Source organism: Streptomyces sp. NRRL S-118 (assembly GCF_000716335.1).
Taxonomy (GTDB): domain Bacteria; phylum Actinomycetota; class Actinomycetes; order Streptomycetales; family Streptomycetaceae; genus Streptomyces.
In genome coordinates this window covers 78,173-100,209 of the sequence record NZ_KL591011.1, presented here as the reverse complement: position 1 = coordinate 100,209, position 22,037 = coordinate 78,173, and the positions used below count along the sequence as shown (strand labels likewise).

Sequence of the window (22,037 nt, the reverse complement as noted above, 5' to 3'; positions counted from 1 at the left end):
TGTGGTCCGCGCCACAGCCGTCGCATCCTGTCCGGCATGAGTGACACACCGGTCAAGCAGCAGAACACGGCCGCCTACTACGGCCAGGCCGTGGCCTCCTTCGCCATCGCCCTCGGCGCGGTCGCCCTGGGCATCTTCAACCTGGAGACGGACGCCTGGGTGCGCGCCTTCCTGGGCATCGCGGTCCTGTACCTCACGACCTCCGCCTTCACGCTCGCCAAGGTCGTCCGCGACCGGCAGGAGGCCGGGCAGATCGTCAGCCGGGTCGACCAGGCCCGGCTGGAGAAGCTGCTCGCCGAGCATGACCCGTTCCAGAAGCTCTGAGGCTGCCCCTAAGCGCTTGCTCACCGTCGGGGTATGGTGTTCGTCCTGTGGCCTGCGGAAGGGGCGAACGATGAGTACGGCGGAGGAGAGGGCTCGCGGCGAGGACACGCCGTGGGACGAGGTGACCCCCGACGCGGCCCGGCGGCTGCTGGTCGCCGCCGTCGAGGCCTTCGCCGAGCGCGGCTACCACGCCACCACGACCCGTGACATCGCGGGCCGCGCCGGGATGAGCCCGGCGGCGCTCTACATCCACTACAAGACCAAGGAAGAGCTGCTCCACCGGATCAGCCGCATCGGTCACGACAAGGCCCTCGCCATACTGGAGGTCGCGGCGAACGGCCCCGGCACCGCAGCCGAGCGCCTCGCCGACGCCGTGCGCTCCTTCGTCCGGTGGCATGCCGGGCGGCGCACCACCGCGCGCGTGGTCCAGTACGAGCTCGACTCGCTCAGCGAGGAGCACCGCGAGGAGATCTTCGAGCTTCGCCGCAGGAGCGACGCCGCGGTGCGCCGCATCATCAACGAGGGCGTCGCGGCGGGCGAGTTCGACGTGCCGGACGTGTCCGGCACCACGCTGGCCGTGCTCTCGCTCTGCATCGACGTCGCCCGCTGGTTCAACACCGAGGGGCGCCGGACGCCCGACGAGGTCGGCGCGCTCTACGCCGACCTCGTGCTGCGCATGGTGGGCGCCCGGGTCTGAGACCCCACGCCCGGGCCCGGCCCCGGCGCCCGGTCCCGACCCCGGCACGGGGCTCCGGCGCCGGGTAAAGCGGTCACGGTCCGGGCGCGGGGGCTCCGGCGGGATCAGAAGTAGTAGCGCGACACCGACTCGGCCACGCACGCCGGCTTCTCGCCGCCCTCGCGCTCCACCGTGACCACGGCGGTCACCTGGACGCCCCCGCCCGCGTCCTCGACCCCCTTGAGCGCCGCGGTCGCGCGCAGTCGCGAGCCGACCGGGACGGGGGAGGGGAAGCGGACCTTGTTCGTGCCGTAGTTGACGCCCATCTTCATGCCCTCGACCCGGATGATCTGCGGCACGAACAGGGGCAGCAGCGACAATGTGAGATACCCGTGCGCGATGGTGGTCCCGAACGGTCCCGTGGCGGCCCGCTCCGGGTCCACGTGGATCCACTGGTGGTCGCCCGTGGCTTCGGCGAACAGGTCGATCCGCTTCTGGTCCACCTCCAGCCAGTCGCTGTGGCCCAGCTGCTCGCCGACCGCGGCGCGCAGCTCCTCGGCGGATGTGAAGACCCTCGGCTCTGCCATGTCCCAGCTCCCTGCATCCTGATGTCTAAGCGCTTGCTCAGCATGGTGGGCGGGAGCCCTCCTGTCAACGGACGGCGGCAACGCGCCCAGTAGGGTTCGACGGGTGCCGAAGATTCCAGAGAAGATCCACGAGCTCACGGTCGGCCAGCTGTCCGCGCGCAGCGGCGCTGCCGTGTCCGCCCTGCACTTCTACGAGTCCAAGGGCCTGATCAGCAGCCGGCGCACCAGCGGGAACCAGCGCCGGTACGGCAGGGACGCGCTGCGCCGGGTCGCCTTCGTCCGCGCGGCGCAGCGCGTCGGCATCCCGCTCGCCACCATCCGCGAGGCGCTCGCGGAGCTGCCCGAGGAGCGCACGCCCACCCGGGAGGACTGGGCGCGCCTCTCCGTGACCTGGCGCTCGGAACTCGACGAGCGGATCAAGCAGTTGAGCCGGCTGCGCGACCACCTCAGCGACTGCATCGGATGCGGGTGCCTGTCGCTGGAGACGTGCGTGCTGTCCAACCCGGACGACGTCTTCGGCGAGCGCATGGCGGGGTCCCGCCTCATGCCCGAGCGCTGCCGCCCGAAGGAGGGCGGGGCTCAGGACGGCTCGGACATGCCGGGCCGTCCGAAGAGCATGTCGTAGCCCGGGGGGAGCTGGAGCAGGACCCGGCGCATCAGGTCCTCGTCCGCCGAGTCGGCCACGACGCTCAGCACGGCGCCGACGTCCCACTGGGCGGTCTCCTCGGTGGCGCCCTCGATCCACGCGGCGGTGGCCCGCACGAAGCGCTCCGGGCTGAGGGGCTCCGCCGCGGTCAGCGGGTTGAGCAGCACCAGGGCGCAGGTCTCCGGCAGCCCGGCGGCCAGCTCGGCCCGCTCGTTGCCGACGAGATGGGCGCCCAGCAGGGCGAGGATGACGCGGGCGGCCCGGTCGGCCTCCCGCCGTGACGGGTATTCGCCACGCTCCTGCACCGCGGCCAGGAACGTGTCCCACTGCATGCGCATCGTTCTTCCCGAGCCTTTCGACCGGTGGACGGGAGCGGGGGCGGCGCACGGGGCGGGGCGGCGGGGCCCCGCCCTCGTGCGGTGCGACGGCGGGCGGTTCAGCCGCTGATCTGCCGGCGGTCGCTGCCGCCGCTGATGGCGATCTTGCGCGGCTTCGCCTGCTCGGCGACCGGGATCCGCAGCGTCAGGACACCCATGTCGTAGGCGGCCTCGATGCGCTCGGTGTCCAGGGTCTCGCCGAGGAACAGCTGACGGCTGAACGTGCCCGCCGGCCGCTCCGCGATCACCATCTCGGCGCCCTCCGCGGGAGTCGTGCGGCGCTCGGCCCTGACGGTGAGCACGTTCCGCTCGACGTCCAGGTCGATGCTCTCCGGCGTGACGCCGGGCAGGTCGAGCTGCACGACGAAGGTGTCCCCCTCGCGGAAGGCGTCCATCGGCATGGCCGCGGGGTGCGCGGTGGTCCCCAGCAGGCGCTCGGTGAGCCGGTCGAGCTCACGGAAGGGGTCGGTACGCATCAGCATCATCGGTCCCTCCTCTGTGTCGCTGTCCTTGGATGGTGCTGACCGTTGCTCTTCTTCTATAACTCTCCGGCCCCCGAGTTGACAAGAGGAGACTCAAGAAAGCTCACTCGAACTCGGTGCCGCCCTTCCGCGTGAGGTAGGCGGGGCTCACGGCCTTCGCGATCGCCCGCCCGCCCACCACCGGGCTGTACCGCTCGACCGCCGACCGGATCACCACGCCCTCGCGCAGGTGCAGCGCCCGCCCGGAGACCGTCTCCCGCCCGCTCGCCAGCTCCAGCACCGTCGCTATGTCGTACGGCCCCGCGTACAGGCGCGGCACCAGCGGCAGCTCATCGCCGAGCACCTCCGCCGCGTCCAGCCAGCGGACCCGGCCGTCGATCTCGGCCGACACGTCGAAGACGGCGTACCCCAGCTCCTCGCTGCGGCCGTTCGCGCCGTACGCCAGGTCCTGGACCCCCGCGCCGTACACCTCGCCGAAGATCCCGACCCGGGTGGCGCCCAGCCGCGCGGCGAGGCGCGCGGCGACCTCCGGTACGCCGTGGCTCCGGACGGCCCGCCAGTACAGGTTGCGCGGGTCCTCCTTGAGCGCCAGGTTCTTCGCCCCGAAGCCCTTCGACGAGACGTGCACCCGCCCGTCCCCCGCGAGGTGGGTCAGCAGGCAGGCGGTGCCGTGCACCTTCTCCGTCAGCACCACCGGCTCGCCGGGCTCGAAGATCTGCGGATACCGCTGGATGTTCTCGATGTCGACCCACGGCAGCAGGCCGGGCGCCGGCTCCACGTCGCCGTTCATCGTGGTCGGCACCGGCGCCACCCACTTGGTGATGCCGAGCAGCTCCGCGAAGTCCGTCCCCTCCTCCGCGGCCCGCACCAGGTCCACGCCGGCCAGCGCACGCGGCCGGCACACGATGCCCTGCGACAGCTCCCCGCGCAGCCGCACCGCCTTGACCCGGTCGGACGCCTTGCCCGCAAGGCGACCGGTCAGCCCCAGCTCCGCCACGAGCGCCGGCGGCAGGACGGCCTGCTCCGGGATGTACACGGCGGCGTCGCCGCTGCGGTAGGCACCCTTGGCGACGACGGCCCGGTACAGGCCCACCTGGGCGAGCTCCAGGGCGTCGGCGTTCGGATGGTCGTGGACGGTCAGCAGTTCGGCGGTGACGCGCAGCGTCGACATGGCGGTTTCTCCCTCAGGGTGGGCTGGTCATCGGCCCCACTCTCCCGCCCCGGAATCCGCTGGCCCACCGCATTTCGCCCTTGGTAGCGTCGCTCCCTTCGCCGGGCACCGGGCGGCGCCGGCCCGCGGCGGAGCCCCCGTCAGGAACCGTCACGGAGGGCCGAAACGGCCGCCACGAGCTGCGCGTTGGACCGCGCGGGCCTGCCGTCCGGCAGGTACAGCGTGTCCTCCAGGCCGATCCGGGTGTCCAGGCCCAGCTGTACCGCCAGCCGGGCGACCGGCCACGCGCCGCCGTCCTCGCCGTGCAGCAGCACCGGTACGCCCCGGGCGTCCCCGAGCTGCGTCAGCAGGGCCCGGGCGGTCGCCTCCGCGGTCGAAGGGCCGGGGTCCGTCACCTCGGCCAGCACGCGCGTCACCCGGGACGCCAGCGGCGAGGCCAGGAAGCGGCGCGCTCCGTCCGTGCCCGACCACACGCCCGCCTCCACGCCCACCCCGCGCTCCAGCAGCGCCGCCGCGACCTCCTCGGCGCCCGGCTCGTGCCAGTTGACCGAGGCGTGATCGGGCAGCACCGTCCACGACCGCACCCGCTCCACACGGCGGGCCGGGTCGGGTTCGGCCCACGCCCCGGTGGTCACCCCGACCGGAACGGTCACGGCGTCCCGCAGCGCCGTGAGGACGCCGGCCACGACACGCGGCGACAGCGTGTCCTCCCCGCACGGCGTCCTGGGGTGCACGTGCACATCGGCCGCCCCCGCCGCCACGGCCCGGGCCGCGGACCCGGCCAGGGCCTCCGGAGACAGGGGCACGACGGCGGACTCGCCCGGTCCGCGGCGGCCGTTGAGGCAGACCTGGATCACGCTCCGATGCTCCCCTCCGGCACCGGCGTCAGCGCCGTCACCGGCAGCGGCGGCGGGGGCGTGCCGACACCGTCGCCCGCCCCCGCGCCCCGTACCCGCGTTGCCGCGTGCCCTCTCACGCCACCGACACGAGTTCCCTGCGCGGCTGCAGCCGCATCCGCCGCTTGGCAGCCGCCAGCGCGTCGGGTGCCAGCACGGCCTGCGGCACGACGATCCCGCAGTCCGTGCAGACCGGTCCGAACCACGGCTCCCCGTTCAGCTCGGGCCGCCACACGATGCCGTCCCCGGCGCAGACCGGGCAGGTGTGCCCGGGCTCCGACTCCAGCGCGGTGATCAGCCGGCGCAGCGCCTCGGCCAGCGGCAGCGAGGGGTGCAGCGACGGGTCGTCGCAGCGGGCGATGCCGTTGCCGCCCCAGGTGCGCCGGTGCCAGTCGTCGATCCAGCCGGGCCGGCGCAGCCCGTCGTGCTTCTCGCGCTTGCGGCGCTCCGCGAACTCCTCCTCGTACGCGAGCCAGACGCTCCGCGCCTCCTCCACCTCGTCGAGCGCGGCCACCAGCCGCGCCGGATCCGGCTCCCGGTCCTCGGGCCCGAACCTGTGCCTCGTGCACAGATGGTCCCAGGTCGCCCGGTGCCCGTAAGGGGCGAACCGCTCCAGGCACTTGCGCAGCGAATACCGCCGCAGGGCCAGGTCGCACTCCGGATCACGTACCTGTCTGGCAAGACTTCGGAAACCGGCCATCGCACTGCCACCTCCGTCGCTGGTACTTCGGCGTCGATGAATGGACGTACGAGTGCCCGTTCCGGCTCCATCGAAAAACGGAGGGGACCCCTCATCGGTGGATCTGGCGTGAAATGTCGCCGTCACGGTCTCCCTGACGACCCTTCAGGGTGAGGGCTCCTCAGCTTGTTGACGCTCGACGGCGGCGGGCCCACCGGCCCGGGCGTGCGGCCCGGGGCGGTCACGGCGGCCGGCGCGCGGAAGTCCGAGAAACGTCATCACCGTTGCGGCGTACGCGTGCCGCCGGTGCCCGGCCCGGAACTCACCGCCCGATCCGGCCGGCGGCGAGCACCACCCGCGCGAGCTCCTGATGGCAGATGTCGCTGTGGGCTCCCGCCGGCGGTCCGCCGCGCCGCACCACCGACGCCGCGTCGACGTTCACGCACCCGGCTCCGGGCAGGCCGCGCGACAGGACCGCGTCCAGGGGCAGATCGGGCGTGTCGTCCACCGCCTGGATGCCGTCGAAACCCATCGCGCACCACCGTCCGTCCCCGCGGAGCACGCCCCGGTCGTCACCGGCCGCCCGGGACGCGAGGGGGTACAGCACCGACAGGGCGGTGTCGTGGCGCGAATAGCAGGCCACCACGGGACCGTCGACCCGCCGGTGCATCCCGTCCAGGGCCCCGCCGCCCCGCAGCCCGTGCGGCAGCCGCGACGCGAACGCGAAGTGCGAGAAGGCGCCCTGCAGCAGCGTCACCGACGCCACGTTCCGCACGCCTGCGGGAAGACCGCGCAACGCGAACGACACCAGTCGCGCCCCCTGGCTGTGCCCGACCAGATGGACCCGGACACCGGGGGACGACCGCGCCAGTCCGCCCAGCAGCGGGCCGAGCCCCCGCTCGCCGACGACGCCCGACCGCCGCTTCATCGCCCAGTACGCGGCCTGTCGCAGCACCTCCTTGGCGCCCTTCCACAGGTGCTTGAAACCGCCGCCGATGAAGAGCGGCTGACGCGCCCCGTCCAAGGCGGCGGTGAAGTCGGCGCACACCGAGACCACGTCCTCCCGCAGGAACGCCGGCGGTCCCTCGTCCCCCAGGTCCCCCACGAAGGCGGGAGCTCCTTCCTCCTCCGCCACCAGCCGGCGCACCAGCTCGCCGAACTCGTCGAACGCCGCCCGCGTCTCGGGCTGTTCGCCCAGCAGGGCGGCGATCCGCGCCATCTCCGCCTCCCGGCCCGGGAAGACCTCGACCAGGGCGCGCCGCGTCTCCTCCTCCAGCTCCGGGCCCGCCGGCGGTGCCGGCAGCACCCCTTCGCCGAAGTCGGGAACCGGCTCGTCGGCGAACCTCAGCGACGGCCAGACGATGCCCGCGTACCCGAGCCGCACCCCCGGCGAGCGGCCCACCAGTGCGGGGAACGGCGCGAAGAAGCGCGAGAACAGCCGCGTGGACACGGCACGGGAACTGTTCCACCCGTGGGCGAACATCACCAGATCGGTGACGTCCAGCCGCAGGAGAGCGTCCCGCTGCGCGCCGTTCGCGTCGCCGTCCTTGTCGAAGGTGATCTCCTGGTACGGCCTGACACTCATCCCGCTCATGCCCGCCCCTCCGCTCCGAGGACCACTGCCCGCCCAGCATCCCGCCGCGGCGGGGGAACGGAAAGGCCCGTGGCGGCGCGGAGTCCGGCCGCCCTACCGGTACAGCAGGTACGCCCGCCGCATCGCCCGGAACGCGGCCAGGTCCGCCTCCCAGGCCGCCACCACGTCCTCCGTCCCGGCGCCCGCGTCGATCAGCGTCCGCACCCTCGCCGAGCCGGTCAGCTTGTCGATCCAGTGGTCCGGCCGCCATGCGAAGCCGCTCCAGGCCCGCTTGGCGGTCACCAGCAGCCCGATCCCCGTCCGCACCGGGTCGTACGCCGCCCGGTCGTGGACGTGCAGCTGCACCCCGCCGGCCGTCCTGCCCTGGAACTTCGAGAACGTGGGCGTGAAGTACGCCTCCCGGAAGCGGACCCCCGGCAGCTCCAGCGCGTTCGCCGCCTCCGCCCAGCGCCGGTCCACGCCCTCCGCCCCGAGCAGTTCGAAGGGGCGGGTCGTGCCGCGGCCCTCGGAGAGGTTCGTCCCCTCGAACAGGCACGTCCCCGCGTACACCAGCGCCGTGTCGGGCGTCGGCATGTTCGGGCTCGGCGGCACCCAGGGGAGCCCGGTCGCGTCGAAGAAGTCCGTGCGCCGCCACCCCGACATCCGTACCACCGCGAGGTCCACCGGCCGCGTCAGGAACTCGCCCCGGAACAGCCGCGCCAGCTCCGCCACCGTCATCCCGTGCGCCTGCGCGATCGGTTCGCGTCCGACGAAGGTCGCGTACGCCTTGTCCAGCACCGGCCCGAGGGCGGCGCGTCCGGTCACCGGGTTGGGCCGGTCCAGCACCACGAAGCGCTTCCCGGCCAGCGCGGCCGCCACCATGCAGTCGTACAGCGTCCAGATGTACGTGTAGAACCGCGCGCCCACGTCCTGGATGTCGAACACCACCGTGTCGACCCCCGACGCCGTGAAGACGTCCGCCAGGGCCTGCCCGCTCTTGAGGTACGTGTCGTAGACCGGCAGGCCCGTCGCCGGATCGTCGTACCGGCCCTCCGAACCGCCCGCCTGTGCCGTGCCCCGGAAGCCGTGCTCCGGGCCGAAGACCGCCGCCAGGTCGACGCGGTCGTCGGCGTGCATGACGTCGACGACGTGCCGTACGCCGGCCGTGACGCCGGTCGGGTTGGTGACCACGCCCACCCGCTGCCCCGCCAGCACGGCGTACCCGTCGGCCACCAGCCGGTCGAAGCCGGTTCGCACGCCGGGGCGGCCCGCGTCGTGCGGCGCGGCGGGCGCGGCACCGGCCGCAGCCAGGCCCGCCGTCCCGCCGGCGATCAGCAGACCCCGTCTGGACACGCTCATCCGCATACCTCCGCGACCGCTCGACGACCCGGTTCCCGCACGCTAGCGCGCCCGCCCGCGCCGGGGAACGAGGCAGGCGCAACGGCCTTCCCCCGCTCCATACCGACCGGTTAGTCTGTCGATCGGTCGCAGTCACCCGGAGAGGCGGATCCTGATGGACACGGTGCAGGGAACGAACGTCGTCGTCACGGGTGCGGGGGGCGGCATCGGGGCCGCGCTCGCCCGCAGATTCGCCGCGGAGGGCGCCCGCGTCGTCGTCAACGACATCGACCCCGGCCGCACCAAGGCCGTCGCCGACGAGATCGGCGGTATCCCCGTCGCGGGCGACGCCTCCGCGATCGTCGAGGAGGCCCGCGACGCGCTCGGCGGTACCGTGGACGTCTACTGCGCCAACGCCGGCCTGGCCTCGCCCGGCGACGCCTTCGCCGACGAGAAGGTCTGGGCGGCCGCCTGGGACGTCAACGTGATGGCCCACGTCCGCGCCGTCCGCACCCTGCTGCCCGGCTGGCTGGAGCGCGGCAGCGGCCGCTTCGTCTCCACCGTCTCGGCGGCGGGCCTGCTCACCATGGTCGGCGCCGCCCCGTACAGCGTCTCCAAGCACGGCGCGTACGCCTTCGCCGAATGGCTCTCCCTGACCTACCGCCACCGCGGCCTGAAGGTCCATGCCATCTGCCCGCAGGGCGTCCGTACGGACATGCTCACCGCCGCGGGTTCGGCCGGCGACCTCGTCCTCGCCCCCACCGCCATCGAACCCGAGGACGTCGCCGACGCGCTCTTCGCGGGCATCGAGGCCGACCGGTTCCTGATCCTTCCGCACCGGGAGGTCGCCGGCTACTACCGGGCCCGCGCGAGCGACCCGGAGCGCTGGCTGAACAGTATGAGCCACATCCAGCAGACCTGGGAGGGCACCGGACAGTGACCGCGACCCCCGGCACGACCCCCGGGGCGCCCGCCCCGTCCGTCTACGCGGCGAAGCCCTGGCTCGCGCAGCTCAGCGACGCCCAGCGAGCCCCGGTGGAGCCGCCCGCGACCGTCGTGCACGCCCTGCGGGCCGCCGTCGCCCGTGCGCCCGGGCACACCGCACTCGCCTACTTCGACGGGCGCCTCACCTACCGCGAGACCGACGCGCTGTCCGACTCGGTGGCGGGGTTCCTCGCCGCCCGGGGCGTCCGGCGCGGCGACCGGGTGGCGATCATGCTCCAGAACACCCCGCACTTCGTGCTGGCGCTGCTCGGCGCCTGGAAGGCGGGCGCCACCGTGGTCCCCCTCAACCCCATGTACAAGTCGGCCGAGGTCGCGCACGTCCTGACGGACTCCGGCGCGACCGTCCTGGTGTGCGCGGACCAGGCCTGGGAGGCGTACCTGCGTGACACGGCCGCCGCCTCGTCCGCCCGCGTCGCCCTCACCGCCTGCGAGAAGGATCTCCAGACCCGCGACGACACGCGGGTGCTGGGCTTCGAGCGGATCCCGCGGCCCGCCGGCGCGGAGGACCTGGTCGCCGTCGCCCGCGCCGGCCACCCGGCGCCCGCGGACCGGGAACCGGCCGCCGCCGACGTGGCTCTCATCAGCTACACCTCCGGCACCAGCGGCACCCCCAAGGGCGCCATGAACCTGCACGGCGGCATCACCTACAACGCCGAGCGCCAGCGCACCGGCCACCCCATCGCCGAAGGAGCCGCCTACTTCGCGCTCGCGCCGCTGTTCCACATCACCGGCATGGTCTGCGAACTGGCCGCCTGCGTCGCCAACGCGGGCACCCTCGTCCTCACCCACCGCTTCGAGGCGGGCGTCGTCCTCGACGCCTTCGCCGAGCACCGCCCCGCCTACACCGTGGGCCCCTCCACCGCCTTCATGGCACTGGCCGCCCACCCCTCCGCCACCCGGGACCACTTCGCGTCCTTCCAGGTGATCTCCTCGGGAGGGGCGCCGCTGCCCCCCGCCCTGGTGGAGAGGTTCCGCGCCGGCTTCGGCCCGTACATCCGCAACGGCTACGGCCTGACCGAGTGCACCGCCCCCTGCGCCGCCGTCCCGGCGGAGAAGGAGGCGCCGGTCGACCCCGCCTCCGGCACCCTCTCCGTCGGCCTCCCCGGTCCCGAGACCGTGGTGCGCATCCTGGACGAGACCGGCCGGGAGGTGCCCTTCGGCGAGCCCGGTGAGATCGCGGTACGCGGCCCCCAGGTCGTCCCGGGGTACTGGCGGCTGCCCGAGGCCACCGCCGAAACCTTCCCCGACGGTGAGCTGCGCACCGGCGACATCGGCTTCATGGACGCCGACGGCTGGCTGTACGTGGTCGACCGCAAGAAGGACATGATCAACGCCTCCGGATTCAAGGTGTGGCCGCGCGAGGTCGAGGACGTCCTCCACACCCATCCGGCGGTCCGCGAGGCGGCCGTCGTCGGCGTCCCCGACGCGTACCGCGGGGAGACGGTCAAGGCGTACGTCAGCCTGCGCCCGGGCTCCTCGGCCGGACCCGACGAGCTGGCCGCGTACTGCGCGCAGCGCCTGGCGGCGTACAAATATCCCCGCGAGGTCGAGATCCTGCCGGAGCTCCCCAAGACGGCAAGTGGGAAGATCCTCAGGCGGGAACTGCGTTTCCCCGCGTAACAGGGCCCGGATCCGGACACGAGAGACACGAGAGAGGTGGCGGCACATGGCCAGGACGACGGACGGGAACGGCACCCCCGTCCCCCAGAGGCTGCTGGCCGCCGCCACCCGGCTCTTCGCGGAGCAGGGCTACGACCGGACCTCCGTGCAGGAGATCGTGGAGGCGGCGGGCGTCACCAAGGGCGCCCTCTACCACTACTTCGGCTCCAAGGAGGACCTCCTCCAGGAGGTCTACGTGCGTGTCCTGCGGCTCCAGCAGGAGCGGCTGGACGCCTTCGCGGGCGCCGACGCGCCGGTGGAGGAGCGGCTGCGGGACGCCGCCGCCGACGTCGTGGTCACCACCATCGAGAACCTGGACGACGCGTCGATCTTCTTCCGCTCCATGCACCACCTCAGCCCCGAGAAGAACAAGCAGGTGCGGTCCGAGCGGCGCCGCTACCACGAGCGGTTCCGGGCGCTCATCGAGGAGGGCCAGGCCGGCGGTGTCTTCTCCTCCGCCACCCCGGCGGACCTGGTGGTGGACTACCACTTCGGCTCGGTCCACCACCTGTCGACCTGGTACCGCCCGGACGGGCCGCTCAGCCCCCAGCAGGTCGCCGACCACCTGGCCGACCTCCTGCTGAGGGCGCTGCGGCCCTGAGGGCGCCCGCACGGCCCGAGGAGCGCGGACCCCGGTCCCGGGGTCCGCGCTCGTTCCCTACGCGTACTTCTTCAGTTCCCGCCGCGCCAGCGACCGCTGGTGCACCTCGTCCGGGCCGTCCGCCAGCTTCAGCGTCCGGGCGGCGGCCCACAGCTCGGCCAGCGGGAAGTCCTGGCTCACACCGCCCGCGCCGTGCACCTGGACGGCCTTGTCGATGATGTCCACCACGGCGCGCGGGGTGGCGATCTTGATGGCCTGGATCTCCGTGTGGGCGCCCCGGTTGCCGACCGTGTCCATCAGCCACGCCGTCTTCAGCACCAGCAGCCGCAGCTGCTCGACCGTCACCCGCGCGTCCGCGATCCACGCCTGCACCTGGCCCTGGGCGGCCAGCGGCTTGCCGAAGGCGGTACGGGAGACGGCACGGTGGCACATCAGCTCGATCGCCCGCTCGGCCATGCCGATCAGCCGCATGCAGTGGTGGATCCGGCCCGGGCCGAGCCGCGCCTGGGCGATGGCGAAGCCGCCGCCCTCCTCGCCGATCAGGTTCGCGGCCGGGACGCGGGCTCCGTCGAAGACCACCTCGGCGTGGCCGCCGTGGTAGTGGTCCTCGTACCCGTACACCTGCATCGCGCGCCGCACCTCGACACCGGGCGTGTCCCTGGGGACCAGGATCATCGACTGCTGGCGACGGATGTCCTCACCGTCGGGGTCGGTCTTGCCCATGACGATGAAGATCGTGCAGTCCGGGTTCATCGCCCCGGAGATGTACCACTTGCGGCCGTCGATGACGTACTCGTCACCGTCCCGCCGGATCCGGGTCTCGATGTTCGTCGCGTCGGACGAGGCGACCTCCGGCTCGGTCATCGCGAAGGCGGAGCGGATCTCCCCGGCGAGCAGCGGCTCCAGCCACTGCTTCCGCTGCCGCTCGTCGCCGAACTGCGCCAGCACCTCCATGTTGCCGGTGTCCGGCGCCGCGCAGTTCAGCGCGGTCGGCGCCAGCTGCGGCGAGCGGCCGGTGATCTCGGCGAGCGGCGCGTACTGGAGGTTGGTCAGCCCGGCCCCGTACTCGGCGTCGGGGAGGAAGAGGTTCCACAGGCCCTGCCTGCGCGCCTCCGCCTTCAGGTCCTCGACCACGGCCGGCGTGTCCCAGGGCGAGGCGAGCCGCGTCCGCTGCTCGTGCGCCACCGCCTCCGCCGGGTACACGTGCTCGTCCATGAAGGCGAGCAGTCTGGACCGCAGTTCCTCGGTGCGCGCGTCGAATGCGAAGTCCATGGGTGGTCAGCCTTCCTTGCTGCGGAGGGTGGACAGGCCGTGCTCGATGAAGACGGGGACCAGGTCGCCGATGCGGTCGAAACCGGCTCCCACGGTCTGCCCGAGGGTGTAGCGGTAGTGGATGCCCTCCAGGATCACGGCGAGCTTGAACCACGCGAACGCCGTGTACCAGGGGAGGGCGGAGACGTCGCGGCCGGAGCGGGCGGCGTACCGCTCGATCAGCTCGGCGGGCTCGGGGTGGCCCGGGGCGGCGGCGGTGGTGGAGACGGGGGAGTGCGGCAGGTCCAGCCGGACGCTGTACATGGCCAGCAGACCCACGTCCGTCAGCGGGTCGCCGAGGGTCGACATCTCCCAGTCCAGTACGGCGTTGACCCGGTCGTCCTCGCCCAGCAGGGCGTTGTCCAGGCGGAAGTCGCCGTGGATCACGGTGGCGGCCGGCGAGGCGGGCAGCCGGCGGCCGAGGGTGGCGTGCAGTTCGTCGATCCCGGCGAGGTCGCGGCTGCGGGAGGCGTCCAGCTGCTTGCCCCAGCGGCGCAACTGCCGGTCCAGGAACCCCTCGGGGCGCCCGAAGTCGCCGAGCCCGACCGCCTCGGGGTCCACGGCGTGGAGGTCCACCAGCGTGTCGACCAGACCGAGGACGGCGGCCCGGGTGCGCTCGGCACCCAGCGGGGCGAGCTGCTCCGCCGTGCGGTAGGGGGTGCCCGGCACGAACTCCATGACGTAGAACGGCGCTCCGAGCACCGACTCGTCCTCGCAGAGCACCACCGGTTCGGGGACCGGCACGGCGGTGGGGTGCAGGGCACTGATCACCCGGTGCTCGCGCTTCATGTCGTGCGCGGTGGCCAGCACATGGCCGAGGGGCGGGCGCCGCACCACCCATCGGGACGTGCCGTCGGTGACGATGTACGTGAGGTTCGACCGGCCTCCCTCGACGATCCGGGCGCTGAGCGGTCCGCCCACCAGTCCGGGCCGTTCGCGGTCGAGGAAGCCGCGCAACTGCTCGGGATCGAGACCTGGCGGCGGGGCTGAGCTCATCGTTCGCACCTCCGGGGCGAAAGGACTGGCGGGTCGTACGGAGCAGCATGACCGACCAGTCGGTATGTCGTCCAGTGCCGGGCGGGAAAGGGTGTGCGCGCCCCTGGTCCCCTGATCGCCCATCTGAATAGTGTTCACGTATGAATTCTGTGCAGAGTGCGCTGCTGATCGAGGACGTGCGGCTGACCCCCCTCCTCGTCGCCGACCCGCCCCTCCTCAACACCCAGGGCGTCCACCAGCCCTACACGCCACGGCTCATCGTGGAGGTCGTCACCCGCGGCGGAGTCACCGGAGTCGGCGAGACCTACGGCGACACGGCGTACCTGGACCTCGCCCGGACGATCGCCGGGGCGCTTCCCGGTCATCCGGTCAGCCACGTGAACGGGCTCGCACACCTCGCGGAGCAGGTGTGCGGTGGCTCACCCACTCCGGACGAGGGGGTGGACGCGGCGGGCCTGCGGGGCGTCCGCACCGCCGACAAGCTGCGGCTCTCGGTCGTGTCCGCCTTCGAGGTCGCCTGCCTCGACACGCTCGGCAAGGCCGTCGGCCTGCCCGTCCACGCGCTGCTGGGCGGCAAGGTCCGTGACACCGTCGAGTACAGCGCGTACCTGTTCCACCGCTGGGCCGAACACCCCGCCGGCGGCGAGCGGGACGACTGGGGCGCCGCCCTCGACCCGGCCGGGATCGTCGCCCAGGCGCGGCGCCTCGCCGGCGAGCACGGCTTCGGCTCGTTCAAGCTCAAGGGCGGCGTCCTCGAGCCGGACCTGGAGATCGCCGCCGTCCGCGCGCTCGCCGAGGCGTTCCCCGGCCGGCCGCTGCGGCTCGACCCCAACGGCGCGTGGTCCGTGGACACCGCTCTGTACGTCGTCGGACAGCTCGGCGGGCTCCTGGAGTACTTGGAGGACCCGGTCAGCGGGACCGACCGGATGGCCGAGGTGGCCGCCCGCGGCGGCGTGCCCCTGGCCACCAACATGTGCGTGACGACGCTCCCCGAGATCGCCGGGGCCTTCGCCCGCGCCGCCGTCCAGGTGGTGCTCTGCGACCACCACTACTGGGGCGGTCTGCACCGGACCCGGGAGCTGGCCGCGATCTGCCGCGCCCACGGGGTCGGGCTGTCCATGCACTCCAACACCCACCTGGGCATCAGCCTCGCCGCCATGACGCACGTCGCCGCGACCGTCCCGGAGCTCCACCACGCGTGCGACAGCCACTACCCCTGGCAGACCGAGGACGTCCTCACGGCACGCCACGTCTTCGACGGCGGCCGCCTCACCGTCTCCGACGCGCCGGGCCTCGGCGTCGAGCTCGACCGCGAGCGGCTCGCCGCGCTCCACCGGCGCTGGCTCGACGACGACGGCACGCTGCGCGAGCGCGACGACGCGGCGGCGATGCGCCGGGCGGACCCGGACTGGGTCACGCCGCCCGTCCCGCGCTGGTAGCCCGCGACCACCGGCACCGGCACCGGCACCGGCACCGGCNTGCCGCCTGCCGCCTGCCGCCTGCCGCCTGCCGCCTGCCGTGTGGCCGGAGCCGGCCCGCCCTGGCCGGGCGGGGAGCCGCACGCCGCTCGCAGGGGCCGTCGGCCCGGGGTCTCAGGCGTGGCAGGCGACCGGTACGCCGCCGTTCATCGCCGACATGTCGCCGAAGACCGCCGCCACGTCGAGCGGCGAGCCCTCCGGCTCGCCGTTCAGCTCGGCGTACGCCCGGTGCACATTGGCCACCAGCCGCTCGCTCTCGCGCCAGGCCGCGAACTCGCCCAGGTCCGCCTCGCGGGCCACCTCCAGGGGCGTGAGGCCCTTCGCGTGCCCCTCTTCGGCGAGCCGGGCGACGTACCGCAGGTAGCGCTCGGTCGCGTCGTACGCCGAGGGGTCGGCGAGCGGCCCGTGCCCGGGCACGACCGTCCGCGCGCCGAGCGAGCGCAGCACCTCGACGGAGCGCAGCGAACCGCGCAGCGAGCCGGTCGCCAGGAACGGCGTCCCGCCGTTGAAGACGAGGTCCCCGGTGAAGACGACGGACTGCTCCGGCAGGTGGACGATCGTGTCGCCGGCCGTGTGCGCCACGCCGGGGTGGATCAGCCGCACCTCGGTGCCGCCCACGAACAGCGTGAGACGGTCCTCGTACGTCAGCGACGGCGCCGTCACGCGGATGTCGCCGAAGTCGGTCTGCGGCCAGACCAGGTGCAGCTGGCGCCCCGCCGCGAGCACCTCGCTCCGGCAGGCCGCGTGGCCGACGACGGTCGCCCCGGGCGTGAAGACGGAGTTGCCGTAGGTGTGGTCGCCGTGGTGGTGGGTGTTCACCACGATCCGGGGGAGCGGGACACCGTGCTCCCGCAGCGTCTCGCGCAGGTGCAGGGCGCGCCGCTGAGTGGCGGCGGTGTCCACGAGGACCGTGGTCTCGCCGTCGCTGATGAAGCCGGCGTTGTTGAGGCACCAGCCGCCGTCCGGCTGGATGTAGGCGTGCGCTCCGGGTGTGAGCTGCACGGTGTACGGATCGCTGGCAGGCATCGGGGCCCCCCGGGTCGTGGCCGAACTGGTCGGTCAGAGCCTGCCAGTCGGGCCGCGGCCGGCAGAAGGGGGCCTCGCGGTGGGCAACCGGCCGGCAGAAGGGGGGCCTTCGGCGGGCGGCCCTCGGCTAGTGGTCGTCCCAGTGGCCGCCGTGGAAGGCGTGCCGGTGTCCGTCGTGCACGTAGTCGAGGTGGTCCCCGTGCGCGACGGCGGGGTGCCCGCACCCCGTGCCGTGCTCGTGGGCGTGTCCGCTGTGGGCGATGTGCTCGCCCGGTTCGCACTCGTCCCAGTGCCCGGAGTGCTCGCGGTGCAGGTGCCCGTCGTGGGAGTAGTCGAGGTGATCGTTGTGGACGACCGCCTCGTGCCCGCAGGCCGGGCCGTGCGCGTGGTCGTGGACGGGGTGTTCGCGGTGGAGCGGGACGGTCATGACGAGCCCCTTGCGGCGCCGGTAGGGAGGATCGATGACACCTCCAGGCTAGCCCTTTTGTCATGAATGATCCGTTCCGGCTTGCGCGGGTGCGGAACCGGCCGGAGGGTCGGACCATGAAGGCGATCAGCTTCCGCCGTTACGGCGGCCCCGAGGTCCTGGAGTACGGCGAGCGCCCGGATCCCAAGGTCGGCCCGGACAAGGTGCTCGTCCGGGTGCGGGCCGCCGCCGTGAACCCGGTCGACTGGAAGATGCAGGCCGGCTACCTGGACACGGCCTTCGACGCCTTCTTCCCGGTGATCCCCGGATGGGACGTCTCCGGTGTGGTCGTCCAGCCCGGGATCGGCGTCACGGAGTTCGGCGTCGGGGACGAGGTCATGGGGTACGTGCGCGAGGACGTGCTCTGCCACGGCACCTTCGCCGAGTACGTCGCCGCTCCCGTCCGTACGCTCGCCCGCAAGCCGCGCACCCTGGGTTTCGAGGAGTCGGCGGCGCTGCCCCTGGTGGGCCTGACCGCGTACCAGGTGCTGCACCACGCCCTGCGGGTGCGCGAGGGGGAGACCCTGCTCGTGCACGCCGCCTCGGGCGGCGTCGGGTCGATGGCCGTCCAGATCGCCCGCCACCTCGGCGCCCGTGTGATCGGCGCGGCACGCGACACCGGCCAGGACCGGGTCCGCGAGCTCGGCGCGGAGCCGGTCGCGTACGGCGACGGCTTCAAGGCCCGGGTCAGGGCGCTGGCCCCGCACGGGGTGGACGCCGCCTTCGACACCGTCGGCGGCCAGGTGCTCAAGGACACGGCGAACCTGCTCGCCCCGGAGGGCCGCCTCGCGTCCGTCGCGGACGGCGAGGTGATCGGCCTGGGCGGCCGCTACTGCTGGGTGCGCCCCGACCCGGCCGACCTCGCCGTCCTCGCGGACCTGGCCGATCAGGGCGCGCTGACGGTACGCGTGGCCGCCACGTTCCCGCTGGAGCAGGCCGCGGACGCGCAGCGGGCGAACCGGAAGGGCGGCCTGCACGGCAAGGTCGTCGTCACCGTCGACTGACCGGCCGGCGCCTCACACCACCACGGCGACCGCGAAGGCGGCGAGCGCCACCGTGCAGGCGGCCGTCGCCACCGCGCCCCGCGGCGCCAGCGACCGGGGCCGCGCCGTCCCCAGCGCCTGCATCCGGCGGTGGGCCAGCCCCAGGAACGCCAGCCACACGAGCAGCGACAGCGCCGCGCCCACCAGGCCGCCCGCCGTGACGTCGTCGTGCAGCGCCTGCCGGGCGGCCAGCACCGCGGCGACCGTGGCGGACAGCGTCGTACGCCGCCACGCGAGCCGCGTCCGCTCCGGCTGGAGCCCCGGGTCCCGCGGGTCCGGCGGTTCCGCCGCGCCACCGGCGGCCATCAGCCCCGCCAGCCGAACAGCACGACCAGCACCATCGCGACGGCGACCACCCCCACGGCCACGCTCAGCAGCGCGGGGAAACGGCTGACCGGCAGATCCTCGCCACGCCGCATCGCCTGCTCGCACCGGACCCAGTGGTTCACCGCCCTCAGGGCGCACAGCGCACCGGCCGCCAGCAGCGCCAGCGCCATCCCGACCCGTACGCCCCACCGCAGGTCGGGCAGGAACTGGTCGACGGCGAACCCGCCCCCGACGAGCGCGAGCGCGGTGCGTATCCACGCCAGGAAGGTGCGCTCGTTGGCGAGGGAGAAGCGGTAATCGGGCGTGTCGCCCTCTTCCCGGATCCGCCGCGGCGCGACCCACAACCGCAGCCCTCGCACGAAATCGCTCACATGATCACCCTAACGGCGTGCGTCGTCGGCGGCACGCGCTGCCGCCCCCGTCCGCGCCCACCCGCCGCCGCGCCGTCCGCGTCACCCGGCGGTGCGGCCCGACCGGTGCGCCCGCAGCCGCTCGTACGCGGCGAGGCCGTCCGGCACCCACTCCCGGTCGGCCAGCCGTGCCTCGACCTCGGCCTCCGGCAGGAAGGCGTGCCAGGCGACCTCCTCGGGCTGCGGTGCCACGGGGAGCGTGCACCGCACCTCGTAGACGGCCGACCACCACGAGCCGCGCCCGCCGCCGCGCCCGCCGTCGTCCTCGTACAGGAACCGGAACAGCGGCGTGGGGCGCGGCAGGCCGCGGACACCCAGTTCCTCCTCCGCCTCCCGCAGCGCGGCCTCGTCGTAGCTCTCGCCCGCGCCCACGACACCGCCCACGAACATGTCGTACAGGGAGGGGAAGACCAGCTTCGTCGCGGTCCGGCGGTGGACGAAGAGCCGGTCCTCGGCGTCCCGCGCCAGGACGAACACGCAGCGGTGCCGCAGCCCCCGCGCGTACACCTCGCCGCGCGGGGCCCGCCCCACCACCACGTCGTGCTCGTCGACGACGTCCAGGATCTCGTCGGCGGGGGAAGGCGCGGGAGAACCGGCGGGAGAGGAGCCAGGAGGAGTCATGCCGCCATGAAACCACCGGGCGGACCGCCGCCCCCGCCGGGTGCGCGGCCCGCCCGCCGGCCGCCCCGCCGCACACCGGTGCCGGCATTCGCCGCCCACCCTGTTGACGAGTTACCCGCGCGTACCGAAGATCGGAGCACCCTGCGACAAGGAAGAAGCCATGGCCTACGACGCTGATGTGATCGTGATCGGGGCGGGCCTCGCCGGCCTGACCGCCACCGCGGAGCTCGTCGACGCGGGACGCAGCGTCATCCTGCTCGACCAGGAACCGGAGCAGTCGATCGGCGGCCAGGCCCACTGGTCCTTCGGCGGCCTGTTCTTCGTCGACTCACCCGAACAGCGCCGGATGCGCATCCGGGACAGCCACGCCCTCGCCCTGCAGGACTGGCTCGGCACGGCCGGCTTCGACCGCCCCGAGGACCACTGGCCGCGCCGGTGGGCCGAGGCGTACGTCGACTTCGCCGCCGGCGAGAAGCGGCCCTGGCTGCACCGGCAGGGCGTCCGCTTCTTCCCCGTCGTCGGCTGGGCCGAGCGCGGCGGGTACGACGCCACCGGGCACGGAAACTCGGTGCCGCGGTTCCACATCACCTGGGGGACGGGCCCCGGGCTCGTCGCCCCCTTCGAGCGGCGCGTCCGCGCGGGCGTCGCCAAGGGACTCGTACAGCTGATGTTCCGTCACCGCGTCACCGGGCTCGGCCGCACCGCTGGTGCCGTGGACACCGTGAGCGGCGAGGTCCTGGCGGCCTCGGGCGTGGAGCGCGGCGCCGCGAGCAGCCGGGAGGTGGTCGGGGCGTTCGAGTACCGGGCCCAGGCGGTGATCGTCACCTCGGGCGGCATCGGCGGCAACCACGACCTCGTCCGCGCGCAGTGGCCCGAGCGGCTCGGCACGCCGCCCGAGAAGATGCTCTCCGGCGTACCGGCCCACGTCGACGGCCTGATGCTCGGCATCGCGGAGGCGGCCGGGGCCCACCACATCAACCGCGACCGGATGTGGCACTACACCGAGGGCATCGAGAACTGGAACCCGATCTGGGCCCGGCACGGCATCCGCATCCTGCCCGGCCCGTCCTCCCTGTGGCTGGACGCGCGCGGCCGCCGCCTCCCGGTCCCGCTGTTCCCCGGCTTCGACACGCTCGGCACACTCGAACACATCATGCGCTCCGGGTACGGCTACACCTGGTTCGTCCTCAACCGGCGCATCATCGGCAAGGAGTTCACCCTCTCCGGCTCCGAGCAGAACCCGGACCTCACCGGCCGGTCCGTGCGCGGCGTGCTGGACCGCGCCCGCGCCGACGTCCCCGGTCCGGTCAAGGCGTTCATGGACCGCGGCGCTGACTTCGTCATCGAGAAGGACCTGCCGTCGCTGGTGCGCGGGATGAACGCGCTCACCAAGGAGCCGCTCATCGACGAAGCCGGTCTGCGCCGCGAGATCGTCGCCCGGGACCGGGAGGTCACCAACCCCTTCACCAAGGACCTCCAGGTCACGGCGATCCGCGGTGCCCGCAAGTACCTCGGCGACCGCCTGATCCGCACGGTGTCGCCGCACCGGGTCCTCGACCCCGCGGCGGGCCCGCTGATCGCGGTCCGCCTCAACATCCTCACCCGCAAGTCGCTCGGCGGACTGGAGACCGATCTCTCCTCCCGCGTCCTGACCGAGGACGGCACGCCCCTGCCCGGCGTCTACGCGGCCGGCGAGGCCGCCGGCTTCGGCGGCGGCGGCGTCCACGGCTACCGCTCCCTGGAGGGCACCTTCCTGGGCGGCTGCCTCTTCTCGGGCCGTACGGCAGGCCGCGCGGCGGCGAAGGCGACCGGCTGAGCACCGCCCGGCCCGCCCCCGCGCCGGATACCGGCGGAGCAGGTCGTCGCGGGCGGCACACGGCCGTCCGCATCCCGCTGAGCCTCCGTCAGGGACGGTGGCGCAACGGGTGGTCCTCCGGAACCTCCACGACCGCGATGCGCACCCCGTCCGGATCCGCGATCCACATCTCGACCAGGCCCCACGGCTCCCTGCGCGGCGGATGCAGGATCTCCACGCCGCGCTCGCGCAGTTCCTCGTGGGCCTCCTGGACGTCGGCCACCTGGAACCACAGCCGCAGCCCGGGGGAGGGCGGGGTGTCGGAGCGGCCGGAGAGTTCGAGGAACCCGCCGCCGAGGAAGTACACCGTGCCCCGCTCCGGGCCGGTCCCGAACTCCCGGTAGACGGCCAGGCCCAGCGCCCCGCCGTAGAAGTCGCGCGACCGCTGCGGGTCCACGGGGCTCAGCAGGATCCTGCTGCCCAGTACATGCACCATGGCCCGAGCCTACGGCCCGGACGGGCCGGCCCCGCCACCGCCACCGCGGGGCGC

The 22,037-nt window shown here is 73.6% G+C and carries 25 protein-coding genes; 9 read left to right on the top strand and 16 right to left on the bottom strand.

The window, feature by feature from the left end; genetic code table 11:
* Positions 1-36 precede the first annotated feature (36 nt).
* Both IH00_RS0120140 and IH00_RS0120135 read left to right on the top strand, forming a co-directional pair.
* On the top strand, positions 37-324 hold the full coding sequence (locus tag IH00_RS0120140) for a YiaA/YiaB family inner membrane protein (protein ID WP_031075520.1): 288 nt from the start codon (positions 37-39) through the stop codon (positions 322-324).
* Positions 325-394: 70 nt separating this feature from the next.
* The gene (locus tag IH00_RS0120135; protein WP_031075518.1) at positions 395-1,021 is read left to right on the top strand and encodes a TetR/AcrR family transcriptional regulator; all 627 of its coding nucleotides are present in this window, start codon (positions 395-397) and stop codon (positions 1,019-1,021) included.
* Between the two features lie 104 nt (positions 1,022-1,125).
* On the opposite strand, the gene IH00_RS0120130 is transcribed toward IH00_RS0120135, so the two are convergent.
* The gene (locus IH00_RS0120130) at positions 1,126-1,587 is read right to left on the bottom strand and encodes a MaoC family dehydratase (RefSeq protein WP_031075516.1); all 462 of its coding nucleotides are present in this window, start codon (positions 1,585-1,587) and stop codon (positions 1,126-1,128) included.
* Between the two features lie 103 nt (positions 1,588-1,690).
* Here IH00_RS0120130 and soxR point away from each other — a divergent pair, with 103 nt between their 5' ends.
* The gene (soxR, locus tag IH00_RS0120125) at positions 1,691-2,212 is read left to right on the top strand and encodes a redox-sensitive transcriptional activator SoxR (protein WP_052411516.1); all 522 of its coding nucleotides are present in this window, start codon (positions 1,691-1,693) and stop codon (positions 2,210-2,212) included.
* Here the strand turns inward: soxR and IH00_RS0120120 are convergent.
* The 7 genes from IH00_RS0120120 to IH00_RS0120090 form a co-directional block, all read right to left on the bottom strand.
* Entirely contained in the window at positions 2,167-2,571 is a 405-nt protein-coding gene (locus tag IH00_RS0120120; RefSeq protein WP_031075512.1) for a DUF2267 domain-containing protein, read from the bottom strand. The two genes, soxR and IH00_RS0120120, sit on opposite strands and share 46 nt — an antisense overlap.
* Before the next feature lie 98 nt (positions 2,572-2,669).
* Positions 2,670-3,092, bottom strand: a complete 423-nt coding sequence (locus IH00_RS0120115) for an Hsp20/alpha crystallin family protein (protein WP_031075510.1) — start codon at positions 3,090-3,092, stop codon at positions 2,670-2,672.
* 103 nt (positions 3,093-3,195) lie between these two features.
* Complete coding sequence (locus tag IH00_RS0120110) at positions 3,196-4,263, bottom strand: RNA ligase (ATP) (protein ID WP_031075509.1); 1,068 nt, start codon at positions 4,261-4,263, stop codon at positions 3,196-3,198.
* Between the two features lie 140 nt (positions 4,264-4,403).
* Positions 4,404-5,120, bottom strand: a complete 717-nt coding sequence (locus tag IH00_RS0120105) for a 3-keto-5-aminohexanoate cleavage protein (protein WP_031075507.1) — start codon at positions 5,118-5,120, stop codon at positions 4,404-4,406.
* Between the two features lie 115 nt (positions 5,121-5,235).
* Entirely contained in the window at positions 5,236-5,859 is a 624-nt protein-coding gene (locus IH00_RS0120100; RefSeq protein WP_031075506.1) for a hypothetical protein, read from the bottom strand.
* A 301-nt stretch (positions 5,860-6,160) separates the two neighbouring features.
* The gene (locus tag IH00_RS0120095; protein WP_234334899.1) at positions 6,161-7,432 is read right to left on the bottom strand and encodes a serine-threonine protein kinase; all 1,272 of its coding nucleotides are present in this window, start codon (positions 7,430-7,432) and stop codon (positions 6,161-6,163) included.
* Positions 7,433-7,525: 93 nt separating this feature from the next.
* The gene (locus IH00_RS0120090; protein ID WP_031075504.1) at positions 7,526-8,770 is read right to left on the bottom strand and encodes an exo-beta-N-acetylmuramidase NamZ family protein; all 1,245 of its coding nucleotides are present in this window, start codon (positions 8,768-8,770) and stop codon (positions 7,526-7,528) included.
* Positions 8,771-8,924: 154 nt separating this feature from the next.
* Here IH00_RS0120090 and IH00_RS0120085 point away from each other — a divergent pair, with 154 nt between their 5' ends.
* Genes IH00_RS0120085 through IH00_RS0120075 form a run of 3 tightly spaced genes read left to right on the top strand, consistent with a single transcriptional unit; the run spans position 8,925 to position 12,014 of the window.
* On the top strand, positions 8,925-9,689 hold the full coding sequence (locus IH00_RS0120085) for an SDR family oxidoreductase (protein WP_031075502.1): 765 nt from the start codon (positions 8,925-8,927) through the stop codon (positions 9,687-9,689).
* Complete coding sequence (locus IH00_RS0120080) at positions 9,686-11,374, top strand: AMP-binding protein (protein ID WP_031075500.1); 1,689 nt, start codon at positions 9,686-9,688, stop codon at positions 11,372-11,374. The genes IH00_RS0120085 and IH00_RS0120080 overlap by 4 nt, the downstream gene beginning before the upstream one ends.
* A gap of 46 nt (positions 11,375-11,420) precedes the next feature.
* On the top strand, positions 11,421-12,014 hold the full coding sequence (locus IH00_RS0120075; protein WP_031075499.1) for a TetR/AcrR family transcriptional regulator: 594 nt from the start codon (positions 11,421-11,423) through the stop codon (positions 12,012-12,014).
* 57 nt (positions 12,015-12,071) lie between these two features.
* Here the strand turns inward: IH00_RS0120075 and IH00_RS0120070 are convergent, their stop codons facing one another.
* Both IH00_RS0120070 and IH00_RS0120065 read right to left on the bottom strand, forming a co-directional pair.
* Positions 12,072-13,286 (bottom strand): acyl-CoA dehydrogenase family protein, encoded by a 1,215-nt coding sequence (locus IH00_RS0120070; protein ID WP_031075497.1) that lies wholly within the window; start codon positions 13,284-13,286, stop codon positions 12,072-12,074.
* Positions 13,287-13,292: 6 nt separating this feature from the next.
* Complete coding sequence (locus IH00_RS0120065) at positions 13,293-14,321, bottom strand: phosphotransferase family protein (protein WP_031075495.1); 1,029 nt, start codon at positions 14,319-14,321, stop codon at positions 13,293-13,295.
* Between the two features lie 140 nt (positions 14,322-14,461).
* Between IH00_RS0120065 and IH00_RS0120060 the strand changes: the two genes are divergently transcribed.
* Positions 14,462-15,760, top strand: a complete 1,299-nt coding sequence (locus IH00_RS0120060; RefSeq protein WP_031075493.1) for an enolase C-terminal domain-like protein — start codon at positions 14,462-14,464, stop codon at positions 15,758-15,760.
* Between the two features lie 153 nt (positions 15,761-15,913).
* Here IH00_RS0120060 and IH00_RS0120055 read toward each other — a convergent pair whose 3' ends face one another.
* Positions 15,914-16,825: an MBL fold metallo-hydrolase gene (locus tag IH00_RS0120055; RefSeq protein WP_031075492.1), complete on the bottom strand. Its 912-nt coding sequence runs from the start codon at positions 16,823-16,825 to the stop codon at positions 15,914-15,916.
* A 127-nt stretch (positions 16,826-16,952) separates the two neighbouring features.
* Positions 16,953-17,252 carry a hypothetical protein gene (locus IH00_RS0120050; RefSeq protein WP_031075490.1) on the bottom strand — a complete coding sequence of 100 codons (300 nt, stop codon included), beginning with the start codon at positions 17,250-17,252 and terminating at the stop codon, positions 16,953-16,955.
* Between the two features lie 116 nt (positions 17,253-17,368).
* Here IH00_RS0120050 and IH00_RS0120045 point away from each other — a divergent pair, with 116 nt between their 5' ends.
* Positions 17,369-18,295, top strand: coding sequence for an NADP-dependent oxidoreductase (locus tag IH00_RS0120045; protein WP_031075488.1), 927 nt, complete (start codon positions 17,369-17,371; stop codon positions 18,293-18,295).
* A 12-nt stretch (positions 18,296-18,307) separates the two neighbouring features.
* Here the strand turns inward: IH00_RS0120045 and IH00_RS0120040 are convergent, their stop codons facing one another.
* The 3 genes from IH00_RS0120040 to IH00_RS0120030 all read right to left on the bottom strand — a co-directional run bounded on the left by IH00_RS0120040 (position 18,308) and on the right by IH00_RS0120030 (position 19,692).
* Positions 18,308-18,640 (bottom strand): DUF202 domain-containing protein, encoded by a 333-nt coding sequence (locus IH00_RS0120040; protein ID WP_031075486.1) that lies wholly within the window; start codon positions 18,638-18,640, stop codon positions 18,308-18,310.
* A complete protein-coding gene (locus tag IH00_RS0120035; protein ID WP_031075485.1) occupies positions 18,640-19,032 on the bottom strand; it encodes a YidH family protein in 393 nt (130 codons plus the stop codon). The genes IH00_RS0120040 and IH00_RS0120035 overlap by 1 nt, the downstream gene beginning before the upstream one ends.
* Positions 19,033-19,113: 81 nt before the next feature.
* Positions 19,114-19,692: an NUDIX domain-containing protein gene (locus tag IH00_RS0120030; RefSeq protein WP_031075483.1), complete on the bottom strand. Its 579-nt coding sequence runs from the start codon at positions 19,690-19,692 to the stop codon at positions 19,114-19,116.
* A 160-nt stretch (positions 19,693-19,852) separates the two neighbouring features.
* Here IH00_RS0120030 and IH00_RS0120025 point away from each other — a divergent pair, with 160 nt between their 5' ends.
* Positions 19,853-21,508 carry an FAD-binding dehydrogenase gene (locus tag IH00_RS0120025; RefSeq protein ID WP_031075481.1) on the top strand — a complete coding sequence of 552 codons (1,656 nt, stop codon included), beginning with the start codon at positions 19,853-19,855 and terminating at the stop codon, positions 21,506-21,508.
* Positions 21,509-21,596: 88 nt separating this feature from the next.
* Here the strand turns inward: IH00_RS0120025 and IH00_RS0120020 are convergent, their stop codons facing one another.
* Positions 21,597-21,983 (bottom strand): VOC family protein, encoded by a 387-nt coding sequence (locus IH00_RS0120020; protein WP_031075479.1) that lies wholly within the window; start codon positions 21,981-21,983, stop codon positions 21,597-21,599.
* Positions 21,984-22,037 lie beyond the last annotated feature (54 nt).

What these genes read in the sequence shown, in the direction of transcription:
- IH00_RS0120140 (WP_031075520.1), top strand. Translation starts at nt 37, where the DNA reads ATGAGTGACACACCGGTCAAGCAGCAGAACACGGCCGCCTACTACGGC.
- IH00_RS0120135 (WP_031075518.1), top strand. Translation starts at nt 395, where the DNA reads ATGAGTACGGCGGAGGAGAGGGCTCGCGGCGAGGACACGCCGTGGGAC.
- IH00_RS0120130 (WP_031075516.1), bottom strand. Translation starts at nt 1,587, where the DNA reads ATGGCAGAGCCGAGGGTCTTCACATCCGCCGAGGAGCTGCGCGCCGCG.
- IH00_RS0120120 (WP_031075512.1), bottom strand. Translation starts at nt 2,571, where the DNA reads ATGCGCATGCAGTGGGACACGTTCCTGGCCGCGGTGCAGGAGCGTGGC.
- IH00_RS0120115 (WP_031075510.1), bottom strand. Translation starts at nt 3,092, where the DNA reads ATGCTGATGCGTACCGACCCCTTCCGTGAGCTCGACCGGCTCACCGAG.
- IH00_RS0120110 (WP_031075509.1), bottom strand. Translation starts at nt 4,263, where the DNA reads ATGTCGACGCTGCGCGTCACCGCCGAACTGCTGACCGTCCACGACCAT.
- IH00_RS0120100 (WP_031075506.1), bottom strand. Translation starts at nt 5,859, where the DNA reads ATGGCCGGTTTCCGAAGTCTTGCCAGACAGGTACGTGATCCGGAGTGC.
- IH00_RS0120095 (WP_234334899.1), bottom strand. Translation starts at nt 7,432, where the DNA reads ATGAGCGGGATGAGTGTCAGGCCGTACCAGGAGATCACCTTCGACAAG.
- IH00_RS0120090 (WP_031075504.1), bottom strand. Translation starts at nt 8,770, where the DNA reads ATGAGCGTGTCCAGACGGGGTCTGCTGATCGCCGGCGGGACGGCGGGC.
- IH00_RS0120085 (WP_031075502.1), top strand. Translation starts at nt 8,925, where the DNA reads ATGGACACGGTGCAGGGAACGAACGTCGTCGTCACGGGTGCGGGGGGC.
- IH00_RS0120075 (WP_031075499.1), top strand. Translation starts at nt 11,421, where the DNA reads ATGGCCAGGACGACGGACGGGAACGGCACCCCCGTCCCCCAGAGGCTG.
- IH00_RS0120070 (WP_031075497.1), bottom strand. Translation starts at nt 13,286, where the DNA reads ATGGACTTCGCATTCGACGCGCGCACCGAGGAACTGCGGTCCAGACTG.
- IH00_RS0120065 (WP_031075495.1), bottom strand. Translation starts at nt 14,321, where the DNA reads ATGAGCTCAGCCCCGCCGCCAGGTCTCGATCCCGAGCAGTTGCGCGGC.
- IH00_RS0120060 (WP_031075493.1), top strand. Translation starts at nt 14,462, where the DNA reads ATGAATTCTGTGCAGAGTGCGCTGCTGATCGAGGACGTGCGGCTGACC.
- IH00_RS0120055 (WP_031075492.1), bottom strand. Translation starts at nt 16,825, where the DNA reads ATGCCTGCCAGCGATCCGTACACCGTGCAGCTCACACCCGGAGCGCAC.
- IH00_RS0120050 (WP_031075490.1), bottom strand. Translation starts at nt 17,252, where the DNA reads ATGACCGTCCCGCTCCACCGCGAACACCCCGTCCACGACCACGCGCAC.
- IH00_RS0120045 (WP_031075488.1), top strand. Translation starts at nt 17,369, where the DNA reads ATGAAGGCGATCAGCTTCCGCCGTTACGGCGGCCCCGAGGTCCTGGAG.
- IH00_RS0120040 (WP_031075486.1), bottom strand. Translation starts at nt 18,640, where the DNA reads ATGGCCGCCGGTGGCGCGGCGGAACCGCCGGACCCGCGGGACCCGGGG.
- IH00_RS0120030 (WP_031075483.1), bottom strand. Translation starts at nt 19,692, where the DNA reads ATGACTCCTCCTGGCTCCTCTCCCGCCGGTTCTCCCGCGCCTTCCCCC.
- IH00_RS0120025 (WP_031075481.1), top strand. Translation starts at nt 19,853, where the DNA reads ATGGCCTACGACGCTGATGTGATCGTGATCGGGGCGGGCCTCGCCGGC.
- IH00_RS0120020 (WP_031075479.1), bottom strand. Translation starts at nt 21,983, where the DNA reads ATGGTGCATGTACTGGGCAGCAGGATCCTGCTGAGCCCCGTGGACCCG.